General features: G+C 63.1%; 11 protein-coding genes. 5 read left to right on the top strand and 6 right to left on the bottom strand.

Going from position 1 to position 13,827, the window contains the following annotated elements; all coding sequences use genetic code 11:
* Positions 1 to 17: 17 nt before the first annotated feature.
* Positions 18 to 1,670: a cyclic peptide export ABC transporter gene (locus tag M2397_RS14085; RefSeq protein ID WP_259243691.1), complete on the bottom strand. Its 1,653-nt coding sequence runs from the start codon at positions 1,668 to 1,670 to the stop codon at positions 18 to 20.
* Between the two features lie 200 nt (positions 1,671 to 1,870).
* On the opposite strand from M2397_RS14085, the gene M2397_RS14090 reads away from it, so the two are divergent.
* Positions 1,871 to 2,701, top strand: coding sequence for a N(5)-hydroxyornithine transformylase PvdF (locus tag M2397_RS14090; RefSeq protein WP_259243693.1), 831 nt, complete (start codon positions 1,871 to 1,873; stop codon positions 2,699 to 2,701).
* A gap of 119 nt (positions 2,702 to 2,820) precedes the next feature.
* Here the strand turns inward: M2397_RS14090 and M2397_RS14095 are convergent, their stop codons facing one another.
* Genes M2397_RS14095 through pvdM form a run of 3 tightly spaced genes read right to left on the bottom strand, consistent with a single transcriptional unit; the run spans position 2,821 to position 6,364 of the window.
* Complete coding sequence (locus M2397_RS14095; RefSeq protein WP_259243695.1) at positions 2,821 to 3,693, bottom strand: formylglycine-generating enzyme family protein; 873 nt, start codon at positions 3,691 to 3,693, stop codon at positions 2,821 to 2,823.
* A 31-nt stretch (positions 3,694 to 3,724) separates the two neighbouring features.
* Complete coding sequence (locus M2397_RS14100; protein ID WP_259243696.1) at positions 3,725 to 4,996, bottom strand: aminotransferase class V-fold PLP-dependent enzyme; 1,272 nt, start codon at positions 4,994 to 4,996, stop codon at positions 3,725 to 3,727.
* Between the two features lie 18 nt (positions 4,997 to 5,014).
* Positions 5,015 to 6,364: a pyoverdine-tailoring dipeptidase-like protein PvdM gene (pvdM, locus tag M2397_RS14105; protein WP_131700185.1), complete on the bottom strand. Its 1,350-nt coding sequence runs from the start codon at positions 6,362 to 6,364 to the stop codon at positions 5,015 to 5,017.
* A gap of 142 nt (positions 6,365 to 6,506) precedes the next feature.
* On the opposite strand from pvdM, the gene M2397_RS14110 reads away from it, so the two are divergent.
* Complete coding sequence (locus M2397_RS14110; RefSeq protein WP_259243698.1) at positions 6,507 to 8,138, top strand: PvdJ/PvdD/PvdP-like protein; 1,632 nt, start codon at positions 6,507 to 6,509, stop codon at positions 8,136 to 8,138.
* On the opposite strand, the gene M2397_RS14115 is transcribed toward M2397_RS14110, so the two are convergent.
* Complete coding sequence (locus tag M2397_RS14115) at positions 8,074 to 9,357, bottom strand: methionine gamma-lyase (RefSeq protein ID WP_256663512.1); 1,284 nt, start codon at positions 9,355 to 9,357, stop codon at positions 8,074 to 8,076. The two genes, M2397_RS14110 and M2397_RS14115, sit on opposite strands and share 65 nt — an antisense overlap.
* Positions 9,358 to 9,480: 123 nt before the next feature.
* Between M2397_RS14115 and M2397_RS14120 the strand changes: the two genes are divergently transcribed.
* Both M2397_RS14120 and M2397_RS14125 read left to right on the top strand, forming a co-directional pair.
* Positions 9,481 to 9,951 (top strand): Lrp/AsnC family transcriptional regulator, encoded by a 471-nt coding sequence (locus M2397_RS14120; RefSeq protein WP_184745891.1) that lies wholly within the window; start codon positions 9,481 to 9,483, stop codon positions 9,949 to 9,951.
* A gap of 107 nt (positions 9,952 to 10,058) precedes the next feature.
* Positions 10,059 to 10,496, top strand: a complete 438-nt coding sequence (locus M2397_RS14125) for a carboxymuconolactone decarboxylase family protein (protein WP_131700188.1) — start codon at positions 10,059 to 10,061, stop codon at positions 10,494 to 10,496.
* Between the two features lie 165 nt (positions 10,497 to 10,661).
* On the opposite strand, the gene M2397_RS14130 is transcribed toward M2397_RS14125, so the two are convergent.
* The gene (locus M2397_RS14130) at positions 10,662 to 12,809 is read right to left on the bottom strand and encodes a TonB-dependent siderophore receptor (RefSeq protein ID WP_259243702.1); all 2,148 of its coding nucleotides are present in this window, start codon (positions 12,807 to 12,809) and stop codon (positions 10,662 to 10,664) included.
* A 192-nt stretch (positions 12,810 to 13,001) separates the two neighbouring features.
* Here M2397_RS14130 and M2397_RS14135 point away from each other — a divergent pair, with 192 nt between their 5' ends.
* Positions 13,002 to 13,781, top strand: a complete 780-nt coding sequence (locus tag M2397_RS14135) for an acetoin reductase (RefSeq protein WP_131700190.1) — start codon at positions 13,002 to 13,004, stop codon at positions 13,779 to 13,781.
* Positions 13,782 to 13,827: the final 46 nt, after the last annotated feature.

Raw genomic sequence — 13,827 nt, forward strand, 5'->3', positions numbered from 1 at the left:
GCATAAACCGGAAAAAATTATGCGGGCTCCAACTCCGCAACGACTTTCCCTGCACTCAAGCGCACCAGCTGGTCGGCGATATCGAAGTAGCGGTCGTCATGGCTGATCACAATGATCGTCTTGCCCAAGCGCTTGAGGTCCGGCAGCAGCTCGGTGTAGAACACGCGGCGAAAGGCCGGGTCCTGGTCGGCGGCCCATTCGTCGAACACCAGCACCGGGCGTTCTTCCAGCCAGGCGTTGACCAGTGCCAGGCGCTTGCGCTGGCCGGTGGAGAGGTCGGTGGTGCTGAATACGCCGTCCTTGACGCTGACCTTGTGCGCGATTTCCAGGCGCTCCAGGTACTTGGCAGCGCTGTCCAACGACTGAGTGGCGCTGCCCTGGACCAGGTCGTCGAACAGGTAGTAGTCGGCGAATACCGTGGTGAACAACTGTCGATAGTCGTCGCGCGCCGGGTCGGTCACGGTTTCGCCGTTGAGGCGGATTTCCCCGGTATGGGGTTGATACAGGCCCAGCAGCAGCTTGATCAGGGTGGTCTTGCCGCAGCCGTTCTCGCCAACGATAAACACGATATCGCCCTGCTTGATGCTCAGGTTGATCGGCCCCAGGTGGAACGGCTGGCTGCCTTCCACCGGCGGCGGGCTGTAGCTCACGCCGCGCAACTCCAGGCTGTGCACTACTGGTGTCGGCGCTTCGCTGCCGTCCATCAGCAAGTGCGGTTCAGGCGAGGAGAAGCGTTCGGACAGTTCGGTGATGCGCGCAAACGCAATGCGCGCCTTGCCGATGATCGGCAGGTAACCCACCACGTGTTCCAGCGGGCCTTTCATGTACAGCAGCACCAGCACGAAACCGGTGATCACCGCCGGGTCAGGGTTCGGGTTATAGGCCTGCATCGCCAGCGCCAGGCCGATGACCACGAAGAACAGCATCGAGCCGAAGGTCTTGGCGACGATATAGATGTTCACCGAGCGCACCTGGATATCGCTGATGCGGTCGGCGGTTTCCTGGATGCGGTGGGTGTTCATGCGGTAGCGCCGTGGCCGGTGGATACGCAGCTCCTTGGCGCCGGAGGCGATCGCCGAATAGTAGCGTTGCAGCTCATCTTCCTGGTCGCGGGCCTCGTCGAAGCCGCGAATGCCCTTGGCGCCGGCAATGAATTGCACGCTGCTGCCGATGATGATCGCCACCACCATCATCAGGAACATTGGCACCGACAGGTACGCCAGGTAGCCCAGGCAGCCCAGGGTCACCGTGGTGGCGATGGCCAGTGGGGTGAAGGCGAAGGAAAAGTCGCTGATGGTGTCGACGTCATGGGTCAGCACCGGGATCAGGCGGTGGGAGCGATACTGTTCGATCTGCTCTATGGGCGCCGACAGCACCTTTTCGCCGAGATCCTTGCGCAGGGCGGCAATGATCCGCTGGCCCACGTAGTTGGTGCCGATATCGGAGACGATCGAACTGCTCAGCGCCAGCACGCAAAGTGCAGCAAAGCTCAGGATCACGCCCTGGGTCATGCCGGTGGAGGAGTGCAGCGCGTTGTTGATGGTCGCCAGCAACAGCGTGATGGCCAGGCCGCCGGCCATGCCCAGGGCGATGGAGACCGTCACGATGGTGCGAAACGGCCTGAGCAATGCAAGCAAACCTTTGAAGGCGCCGCGCTTGGGGTCGGTCATAAGTACTTCCCGGAAAGTGAAAAAGAGGGGGCTGGGCACACAGACCCTTACCCATGACAAACGAAAGATTGACGCGACTATTTACCTCGGCATGCCCGGCGGTGTGGTGGGTGGATAAATTGCCCGGCGGCTGGTTCGTTCTTGTGGTGTAGGCGCACGCGTATCGGCGCGTGCCTGATCTTTCCAGCGAGAGCGAAACAATGACGAAAAAGAACCTGGTGTACGTGTGGTCCCTGCGCAATGCCGCCGCAGACAAGGCCGGGCAGCCGGTGGCGTACAAGGACCATGAGCGCTACATGATGTCGGTGCTGGAATCCCTGGCGGGAGCGCTGAACGACACGCCCCTGGGCGACGCCTACAACCTGGTGGGCGTGGTGTATGACGACGATGAGCAGAACCCGCGCGACCAGCAGTTGGTGGCCGACTACGGCTTTGCCTATAAACCGGGGCGCCAGTGGCTCTATCCGGCGGATTTGCAGGTACAGGGCAACCTGGTCAACGATCTGCTGCTGAGCGTGCCGTCCACCTATCGCCGCCTGCCACGGGGCAGCGCCGAACATATCGCCGGCAAGCAGGATTTCGAACGCCGCCTGCATGACACGCTGGTGGAATTGAAGGCCGATATCGTGGTGCTGGACGGCCTGCTGGTGATCCTGGACGAACTGGTGCGCCCCGGTGCGCCGTTTGCCCGTCGCATCATGAACATTCACCCCGGTATCACCCGTATCGAATCGCCCTATGAGCGCCGGGGTGCCTACGCCACCTGGAATGCCTTGTACGGTGCCCGTGGACAAGCCGTGGTGGATTGGGCGACCAAGCAGACGCAGCCGTGTGAACCGCTGTACCTCACTGGCGCATCGTTCCACTACGTGGACAACGGCATCGACTCCGGCGAAGTGTTCCACGACGTGCTCAAGACCGAGATCTCGCCGGACGACACCATCCTCGAGCTGCGCTGGAACAACTTCAACAACAGCCTGTTCCCGGCGCTGCATGAAGGCCTGGAGTTGTTGGCGCAGAAGGGGGTCTAAGCCACGCACGATTTGACTGTGGGAGGGGGCTTGCGCCCGATGGCGGAGTATCAGTCAATGGCGATGTCGACTGCCGCACCCCATCGGGAGCAAGCCCCCCACATTAAATCCCGTCAGCTTCAGAGATCGCGCACTACCCTGAAGCCAATCCAATCCCCCCGCGTCTGCGGATAGATGGTGTTGCGGTTGCCCGAACGCGAGAACACCGGCGCCTCGCCCCAGTCATTGCCGCGAATCATGTAGCCCTCGCAGTTCGGCTCCATCCAGGCGCTGCCATCCGTCGGCGCGCCGACATAGTTGGGGTGCTCGCAGTCGGCCACCCGCTCATAGACATTGCCATGCATGTCGTACATGCCAAACGCATTCGGCGGGTAGCTGCCTACGGGCGAAGAATAGCTGTACCCGTCCGCCGGCCCGTAGGTGTTGGCATGCTCGGCGATGCTGTAGCCCTTGCCCTCGTCGAACGGGAAGGGGAATGGCCCGGTGGAACCGGCGCGCGCGGCGTATTCGCGCTGGGCTTCGCTGACCATGTGGTAATGCTGGCCGGTCTTTTTCGACAGCCAGGCCACATAGTGCTTGATGTCGTCCATGTCCATGCACACCGCCGGCTGGCGCGGGCCCTGGGGGTAGCGCGGCTTGCTGGCGATGCATTCGCGGCCGGGGCGGGTGTCGCCGTCGGCGATCTTCACACCGGTCTGGCGGATATAGCTGTCCCATTCAGCGGCGGTGATGTGGAAGCGGCTCATGGCGAACGGCTTGGCAAAGGTCACGTCATGCATCGGGCCTTCGTCCGGCTCGCGGCCGACTTCGTCTTCCGGTGTGCCCATGGTGAAGGTGCCCGCAGGGAGTACCACCATTTCCGGGCAGTCCTTGCAGTCCTTGAACACTTTGCCCGGTTGCGGTGTGGCGGCCTGGGCCAGGCCTGGCAGCAGCGCGCCGCACAGGGCGGTCAGCGCCAGGGCCGTCAGGGGTTTGAGTCGCAATGGCGTCATGTGGGCCTCTCGTTCAAAGGGGAAAGGGGTGTCACAACCGCTGGCTGAGCAGGGTCATGAAGCGCTGGATTTCTTCGGAATTGTTGAGCAGGCCGGGCGCCGTGCGGATCACCGGGCCGACGTCGCGGTCCACCGCATCGATCACCACGCGGTTTTTCAGCATGTGGGCCGCCACCGCACCACTGTCCTGGCCTTTGACCCGGAAGAAGGTGAAACCGGCCGACAGTTCGGGGCTGCGCGGCGTGACCAATTCGATCTGCGGGTGCGCCAGCAATTGCTCCTTGAGTTCGGCGTTCAGCCCATGAATGCGCGCCTGCACCGGCGCCTTGCCCAGTTGCAGGTGCAGCTTGAAGGCCTCATCCGCCGCCCAGCGATGCTCGAAGGCGTGATAACCGCCGGGGGTCATGATGGTGGCGAAGTCCTTGTCCTCGGAGAAGGTCGGCACCATGGGCGTGACGTACTTGTTTTCAGGGTTGCGGGCGCAGACCAGGCCGGTGCCGCGGGGGCCGAACATCCATTTATGGGTGCCGGCGATAAAGAAGTCGCAGTGCATGTCGGGGAAGTCGAGGTTTTCCACGCCGAAACCATGCACGCCGTCCACCACATAGAGGATGCGGTCGCTGTCATCGCGGTTGCGGTTGTACTCATCCACCAGCTTGCCGATCTCACCGATGGGCAGTTTCACGCCGCTGCCGGACTGTACCCAGGTCATTCCCAGCACGCGGGTGTTGGGGCGGATATTGCGCCGGATGTTTCCCACTACTTCGTCGGCAGAGACCTGGCTGGCGCGCTCGAACAGTGTGATCCGGCGTACCTGGGTGCCTTCCTTGATCACGCGAAAATCCAGCACGTTCTGGGTGGCGTAATGCTCATGCACGGTGGTGAGGATTTCCTGGTCCGGCCGCACCTTGATGCCGCCATAGATCATCGCCAGGCCTTCGGAGGTGCTGCCGGTGAGGGCGATCTGCGGCGGGGCGGCCTTGAGGTAGCGGCCGGCCCATTCGCGCACCTGGCCTTCGCGTTTCCAGGTTTCCTCCAGGTCCCAGTCCATGGCGAGCCCCGGGTTACGGTCGATCTGTGCGCGGTAGCGCTCAATGGCTTCGCGTACCGGCCTGGGGTGCGAGGCCACCAGGAAATTGGAGAAGTGCAGGTAATCCGGATCCTGGTTGAACAACTGCTTGAACCCCGTCCATGGGTCATCTGTTGTGTTGGCAGCCAGTGCTTGCGGGAGGCGTGCAGCGCCCAATGGCAGGCTGGCGGCAACTACCCCGGCCAGCTTGAGAAACGTACGGCGGTCAGTCATGGACTTGCTTCTAGGTGATTAACGATTGGCCAAGGGCTTGGCGGCTTTTTGTACCTGGTCCCACACCCGCAGGAAGTTGCCTCCCCACAGTTTGGCGATGTCGGCTTCGGAGTAACCGCGCTGGATCAGTTCGGCGGTGACGTTGCGGATTTCGCCGACGTTGTTCCAGCCGTCGAGGCCGCCGCCGTCGTTGAAGTCCGAAGCGATACCGACGTGATCGATACCGATCTTGCGCACGGTGTAGTCGATGGCGTCGCCCAGGTCCTTGAGCGTGGCCTTGGGTTCCTCATCGAGGATCGCGTACAGCGCGCTGGCGTACTCGCCGAACCTGTGCTCGGGCCAGGCGGCGATGATCGCGTCACCCGGCATCAAGGCCACGGCCAGGTTGGGCAGGGGGGGCAGGTCGAAGCGGGCGCGCAGGGTGTTGAGCTTGTCCTGGGTCGGTTGGCTCAGCGGGCGCAGGTAGGCCGAGAAGCCCACGATTTGCACCACGCCGCCGCTGCGCTTGATCAGTTGCAGTTCCTTGTCGCTGAGGTTGCGCGGGATGTCCACCGCTGCGCGCGGCGCCGAGTGCGACGCCACCATCGGCGTGCGGCTCAACTGCGCCACCTGCTCCAGGGCCTTGGTCGACATCTGTGACACATCGATGATCACCCCCAGGTCATTGAGGCGCTGCACCGCTTGTTTGCCTATGTCCGACAGGCCGTCGAGCGCATCCACCGAGTCGTTGAAAAACGGCAGCGGGCGCGATGAGTCCGACCAGGCGTTATTGCCCACATAGCTGAAGCCGAACATGCGCATGCCACGTGCCGCCCACAGGTCCAGTTGGTTCAGGTCATTGCCCAGCGGGTAGGCGTTGAGCATGCTGATAAAGATCGCAAACTTGCCTTCGCCATGCAGGCGTCGAAAGTCGTCCGGGGTATAGGCGATGCCGACTTGATTGGGAAAATCACGCACCATGCCGGAGATGATCTTGTAGCGCACCTCCTGCTCGTGGCGGGCTTCCTCGACAAAGCCGTCAGTGGGCCTGTGCGGCGCGTTGGGGCCATTCCAGATTTCCGGCCAGCCGAAAATCGTCAGGGCAGCGCCGGACAAGCGACCGCGTGCCGCTTTGGCCAGGTCGAACTGGCCGCTGCCGTCCTTGTCGGCCTCGTTGCCGGCGGTGCCGAAGTCCATGGGGACGGTGATGTGGCTGTCGAACGACAGCAGGCGGTCCTGCATTTCATTGGCCTGCTTGATCACTGCGAGCGGGTAGCCGGCATTGCCCTTGAACCAGTGATCCCAGGCCAGGAAGCCTGCGCCGGCACCGATGGCCAGTGCCAGCGGCAAGCCGATGTACAGCGCCTTTTTCGAACGTGGTTTTGTCATTGCCATCTCAGTCAGTTGAGGCCTTCGCTATCAGGGAGGAACGAGTGATGCGCGGGGAAATTTAGGCGGCGCGGGCAGGGCGGTAAATTTCCCTGGCCTGCAAACGTTCTAGCTCTGATAAAGCCGTTTCCTAAGGTAGACAATGACCATCTCTCGACGTGGGTTCATCGCAGGCCTGGCGCTGACCGGCGCGGCTGTGCCGGCCGCCTTCTATGCCCATCGCGAGTTGACGCGCGAAGAAGAATTCCCCATCACTCCCGGCGAAGCCACCGTTGACCTGGCCGACACCGCCGGGCAGCACTTGGCCAACACCTTGCGCGGGGTGTGGAGCCTGCGCCTGGAAGGCCGCGACGCCGGCCTCAAGGGCTTGCCGCTGCAAGGCCTGGAACTGCTGCTCGACATCGCTCCCCGTGGCCGTGGCCTGCGCGGCTACCTGGACACCGCCGCCAACCTGCGCAGCGAAGGCGAACCGCGCTACCGCGTGCTCGGTGACCTGCTGACGGGCGAGGGCGCGTTGCTCTACTGGCGCCTGATCGACCGCGATGCCCTCGACGGCAGGCCCGCCTATGAGTTCAAGATGACCCTCGATGAGGTCTGGGCCGACTTCGGCAATGCCGGCAGCGGCACCCTCAGTGGGCACATCCTCGACCTGGATCGGCCGCTTGCCCTGACCGAGCACGACAACCGCTTTATCGCCCACAAACGGCTGTTTCCCGAAGCCCGCCAACGCATCGGCCTCAACCCGACCCTGTTGGCCTGGCTGATCGCCCCCGAGCACCGCCTGTTTCACCAGCTATGGCACGCCACCCGTGACCAGTGGCACAAACTCTCCGAAGCAAAACGCGACGCCCTGCGCGGCATCGGCTGGCAACCCGGCCCGCGCGGTAAAGAGCGCGACGCCCGCGGCAAGCTCAAAGACCGCAACGGCTCGGGCATCGACTTCTTCTTCATGCACCGCCATATGCTCGGCACCGCGCGTTCCATGCAGGACTTGCCCTCGTGGCCCGCATTCCCCGAACCGCAACCGGCGCTGGAGCGTGATCGCCTTGGTTTCCTGCGTTACTTCGACAACCACGACGGCTTCGCGCTGCCGCCCACCTGGTCGGAGCCGGATGACAGCGAGTACACCCAGTGGGTCGCCGACATCAAGGCCGCCGAGACTTACCACAGCAACTTCCAGGTCTGGGAATCCCAATACCGCGACCCGCGCTACCTGGCCAAACGCACCCTTGGTCAACTCGGCTCCGAAATGGAACTGGGCCTGCACGACTGGCTGCACATGCGCTGGGCCTCGGTGCCCCGCGACCCGTCCAACGGCGCCCCGGTACCCCTGGCCCGCGACCCGGCAGACTTTGCCGCGCGCTGGTACGCGGCAGAAAACGACTTCCTCGGCGACCCGTTTTCATCCCACGTAAACCCGGTGTTCTGGCACTTCCACGGCTGGATCGACGACCGCATAGAAGACTGGTACCGCGCCCACGAACGCTTCCACCCCGGCGAGGTCAGGCGCCTGGACGTCAATGGCGTGGCTTGGTTCGCGCCGGGGCGCTGGGTCGAAGTCGGCGACCCGTGGCTGGGCCCGGACACTCATGGCTGCAGCACCACACCGGGGTTGCAGATGGGCAAGTCGATGGAGATGGACCCGGAAACCATGAAGCTCGCATTGCGCATTACCTTTGGCGAGGACGAGAACCTGTTGCAGGGCCTGTTCAAGCGCGTGCCGCAGCGGCCTTGGTATGCGCGGCATTTGAAGGTGAAGGCGCGAGAGGCTTGAGCGTTTGGCGCGGCACGGCGCGGCTGCACTTGGCCAACGCCTGCTGCACGTCCGCCAACAGGTCGGCAACGTCCTCAAGCCCCACTGATAAACGCACCAGGCCTTCGCTGATACCGTGATGCGCGCGTTCTTCAGGGGTGTAGGTGCTATGGGTCATGCTCGCCGGGTGCTGGGCCAGTGACTCGGCGTCGCCCAGGCTGACCGCGCGGGTGAACAGCTTGAGGGCATTCATGAAGCGTCGACCGGTGTCGATACCGCCCTTGAGTTCGAAGGCGATCATGCCGCCGGCCTGGCTCATCTGCCGCGCCGCCAATTCATACTGCGCGAAGCTGCGCAGCCCCGGATATGTCACCCACTCCACAGCGGGATGCGCCTGCAGGGCTTCGGCCACGGCCTGGGCGTTGCTGCAATGGCGGTCCATGCGCAGGGCCAGCGTCTTGAGACCGCGCATCAACAGCGAAGCGTCCTGGGGCGACATCACCGCGCCGGTCAAGTCCTTGAGGCCTTGCAGGCGAATGCGCTGGGCGAGGGCCTGGTTGCTGACGGCAATACCAGCGGTGATGTCGCCATGGCCGCTGAGGTATTTGGTGGCGGAGTGCACCACCACGTCGGCGCCCAGTTCCAGGGGCCGTTGCAGGTACGGCGTGCAGTAGGTGTTATCGACCACCACGGTCACATTCGGCTGTTGATGGGCGAGGGCGGCCACGGCGGCGATGTCCACCAGTCGCAGGGTGGGGTTGGCCGGGGTCTCGCAGTAGATCATGCGCGTGGCGGGGCTCAGCGCCGCTTGCAGGGCGGCCAGGTCGGTGAGGTCGACGTGGCGCACCTTGATGCCGAACTCGCCGATACCGTGATGCAGCAAGGCGAAGGTGCAGCCGTAGAGTGTCTGGCTGACGATCACCTCATCGCCTGGGCGCAGCAGGGTCCAGAATGTTGCGGCAATTGCGCCCATGCCGGAACTGAACGCCACCGCTGCCTCGCCGTTTTCCAGGGTGGCCATGCGGGACTCCAGCAGCGCCAGGGTCGGGTTGGAAATGCGTGTATAGAAATGGCCGCTGGCCTCACCGGCAAAACAGGCGGCGCCGTATTCGGCGGTGGGAAAGGCAAACGTGGCCGACAGGTAGATCGGCGGCACGAGTGCGCCGTGGTGGTCCTTGGGGTCGTAGCCGTGGTGGATGGCACGGGTGGAAAAGCCGAATGCATTGTGTTTATTGTTCATGTCGGACGCTCCTTATTTCCTACAATGCTATGCTCATAACCACGGCTGTATTTTCCAAATATTGCCGACAAGTCCCCTGTCCTGGGATGAAAAATCGCTAAAAACAATAAACAGAGGCACATCATGCCCGTCACGCTGGATCGCACCGACAAAGCACTATTAAACGCCCTGCAAGGCAACGCCCGTCTAACCGTGGCCGAGCTGGCCGAGCGCGTGTCCCTGACCACTTCACCGTGCTGGCGGCGGGTCAGGAACCTGGAGGAGAGCGGGGTGATCAGTGGCTACCAGGCGATCCTCTCGCCCAAGGCGCTGGGGTATGGGGTGACGGCGTTTGTCAGCATCATGATGGAGAGCCACACCCAGGAAATTGCCCGCGCGTTTGAGCAGCGCTTGTTGGATATTCCGGAAATTGTGGCCTGTCATAACGTGTCGGGGCGCTATGACTTTTTGCTGGAGGTGGTGGCGAAGGACCTGGAGTCGTTCGGCGAGTTTGCGCGGGAGGTGTTGCAGACGCTGCCTTGCGTCAAGGAGATCTATTCGAGTTTTTCCTATAAATCGGTGAGGCCGTTGCGGGTGATTCCATTGCCGGGTTGATCACACACCGCCCCATTGGTCACCTGTTCTTCCCCGCAATTGGCTATTTCTCCCGTACGGCCCGGTGGCTAACCTAGCCACCACTTCCCACCGTTCTGGAGTTCCTCATGCAAGCCCGTACCGATTTCTACACCGCTTCCCCAGACGCCATGAAAGCCATGCTCGCCCTGGAAGCCGCCGTCGGCAAACTGTCCATCGAGCTGCCATTGCTGGAACTGATACGCCTGCGTGTATCACAGATCAACGGCTGCGCGTTCTGCCTCGACATGCACACCGCCGATGCCCGCAAGGGTGGCGAGACCGAGCGTCGCCTGTACACCCTGTCGGCCTGGCGCGAAACGCCGTTCTTCACCCCGCGTGAACGCGCGGCGTTGGCCTGGGCCGAGAGCCTGACGCTGCTGAGCCAGACTCACGCCCCGGACGCAGACTTCACTGCGCTTGCCGCTGAGTTCAACCCCCAGGAGCAAGTCGACCTGAGCGTGGCCATCGCCACCATCAACAGCTGGAATCGACTCGCGGTAGGGTTTCGCAAGATGCCCAAGTAAAGGTGGTTGAGAAGGGCTCTTTTGTGGCGAGCGGGCTTGCCCCGCGTTGGGCTGCGGAGCAGCCCCAAAACACAGCCCCGGAGCTGCCTGGCGCACTGCAGCGCTCTTATTGGGGCTGCTGCGCAGCCCAACGCGGGGCAAGCCCGCTCGCCACAGGGGTAAGTGTCAGAAGTTTACCGAAGCACTCAGGCGCGCCGTCAGTGGTGCGCCCATGAACAGATAGTCATCGCCCATGTACTCGCCCGCGTCGCGCCAGTAGCGCTTGTCGAACAGGTTGTCGACGCTCAGGCGGAACACCGTCTCGTAGCCGTCGACCTTGGTGGTGTAGCGGCTGCCGACGTTGACCACCGCATAATCCCCCACCTCCACATTGCCGCTGCGGTTGGCGTACTTCTTGGCGCTGTATTGCACGCCGCCGAGCACCGCCAGGCCATTGACCCACGGCAAGGCATAATCGGCGTACACACTGGCGCGCAGCTTGGGCACGTTGATCGCCTGGTGCTCTTCGTATTCTGGCGTGCCGCTGCCGTTCACCCGGGCACGAATCGCCGCCACGCTGGTGGAAATCTGCAGGCGCTCGGTGGCCCAGCCGTTGGCCGACAGTTCCACGCCGGTGTTCTTCTGCTCGCCCTGTTGCACATAGGTAAAGGTACCGGCGCCCTCCGGCTTGGCGTACTGGTAGGCCTGGCGCGTCTGGAACACGGCGGCGGCGAAGCTGATGCGGCGCCAGTCGTATTTCACCCCGGCTTCGATTTGCCGCGAGGTGGTCGGGGCCAGGGTTTCATCGGCGTTGTTGGCAAACCACGGCGCAGTGCCGCCCAGGGACAGGCCTTTGCTGTAACTGGTGTACAGCGAGATATTTTCTATGGGTTTGTAGATCAATGCCGCCTGGGGCAGAAACACGTATTGCTGGGTATGGCGGGCTTGGTCGCCCGTCACGCCGTCGAAGGCTTTTTCATCCAGGCGCACTTCGCGGCCGCCGAGGATGGTTTGCCATTGCTCGTTGAAGCGGATGCGGTCGGTGACGAACAGGCCGTACTGGCGGCTGTCGAGGGTGCGATGGCTGTCGTTCAAAGGCTTGTCGGTGGGCGTGAACGTCGGTGCATCATCGTCGATATTGGTCGTGCCGATGTACTCGTTGACGGACTTGCGCTTGTCGATCACCCGGCGAAACGCGCTGGTGCCGAAGGTCAGTTCATGGCCGATGCCTGCGGTGTCGAACAGGCCGGTCATCGCCGCCTGGACTTCATCGTCACGGCGGGTATCGTCGGGGCTGCGGTAGTCGTAGACGTCGTAGTTGCCTTCGGGCGTGAAGTGGTTGCCCACGCCGTTGGTGTCGCCGCCCCAGGCAAACGAACTGTAGTCATCAATCACCACCTTGCTGCGCGCGGCGCTGACGCTGCCTTTCCACTGGTCGCTGAAGCTGTACTCGAACGTGCCGTTGAGGTTCAACGCGTCGATGCCGACCTGCCTGGAACCGCTCTGGTGGCCCAGCAGTTTTTTCGGCGAGGCATCGTGGGGCACCTCGTTGCCGCCCAGCAACTGGTAGCCCGGCACCGAGCGTTGTTGCTTGTTCTGGTATTCCGCGTCGAGTTGCAGCACGGCGTCGGGGCTGATGTTCCAGTCGAAGGCCAGGGACACGAAATCGCGCTGGCCGTTGGCGTGCTCCACATAGGAATTGAGGTCTTCATGGGCGATGTTGGCGCGCAGGCCGAATTGCTGCTCGCTGCCAAACCAGCCGCCGACGTCGGTGGCGATATAGCCACTGCCACGGTCATCGGTGGACACCGTCACCGAGCGCACATCCTCCGGGCGCTTGGTCACGTAGTTGATCACGCCGCTGGGCTCGGAAATCCCGCTCTGCAACCCGGCGAGGCCCTTGAGCACTTCCACCTGCTGCTTGTTTTCCAGGGCAACGTTCTGCTCGCCGGTGATGGTGCGCCCGTTGATCTTGTAGCTGCTCGCCGCATTCAGCGAGAAACCGCGCACCACGAAATTTTCGTAGTAACCGATGGGCGCGTAGCTGTCGCCCACCGAGGCATCGTTGCGCAGCACTTCACTGAGCAGGCGCGCTTGCTGGTCCTTGATCAACGCGGCATTGATCACCGTGATCGAGGCCGGGGTGTCCAGCAGCGGCGCCTCATTGAAGCCGCCGACCGAGGCGGTGTCTGCGCGATAGCCGGACGCGTCCTCGCCCTGGACCTGCACCGCCGGCAGTTCGATCTGCGCCGCCCAACTATTGCCGATACCGCCGCTGAGCAGCAGGCCGAGAGCGAAACGTGTACTGACGACGGGACGAAAACGCAAAACCATGGGGGCAGGGCCTTAAAGCGCAGGGCGGGGGGCGCATAAACTAGGCATAACGGCCAGGTTTTACAAGCGTTCGGTACCGGCGCGTGCGCTGAGACAGGACGTCTCAACGCCTACGCCAAACCCTTTGCGCCTCGACAGCCCGTGCGCGTACCTGCGATAGACAACGCTCTCTCATCGTTGCAGGAGATTGTCATGAGTATCGCTGGAAAAGTTGCGCTGGTGACCGGCGCCGGGCAGGGCATTGGCCGGGCCATCGCCCTGCGCCTGGCACAGGACGGTGCCGACATCGCCCTGGTCGACATCAATGGCGCCAAGCTCGAAGCCGTGGCCGCCGAAGTCGTGGCGTTGGGGCGCAAGGCCTCGGTGTTTATCGCCGACGTGTCCAAGCGCGATCAGGTGGTGGCGGCGGTCGAGCATGCGCACCAGACCCTTGGTGGCTTCGACATCATCGTCAACAACGCCGGGGTCGCGCAGATCGATTCGCTGCTGGACGTCAGCCCGGAACAGGTCGAGCGTACCCTGGGCATCAATGTGCAGGGCGTATTGTGGGGCATCCAGGCTGCCGGCAAGAAATTCAAGGCGCTCAAGCAGAAGGGCAAGATCATCAATGCCTGCTCCATCGCCGGCCACGAAGGCTTTGCGTTGCTGGGTGTGTACTCGGCCACCAAGTTTGCCGTGCGGGCCTTGACCCAGGCGGCGGCCAAGGAACTGGCGAGCGCCGGGATCACGGTCAATGCCTACTGCCCTGGGGTGGTGGGCACCGACATGTGGGTGGAGATCGACAAGCGTATGGCCGAGATTACCGGGGCTGAAGTGGGCGCGACCTACAAGAAGTATGTGGATGGGATTGCCTTGGGCCGTGCGGAAACGCCGGAGGATGTGGCGGGGTTGGTGGCCTACCTGGCCGGGCCGGATGCGGATTACATGACCGGGCAGGCGCCGTTGATCGATGGCGGGCTGGTTTATCGCTGATCTTCCAAGGCCTGCGGTGTTAAATGTGGGAGGGGGCAAGCCCCCC

It is taken from the genome of Pseudomonas sp. BIGb0381 (genome assembly GCF_024809815.1).
In the GTDB taxonomy this organism is placed as follows: domain Bacteria; phylum Pseudomonadota; class Gammaproteobacteria; order Pseudomonadales; family Pseudomonadaceae; genus Aquipseudomonas.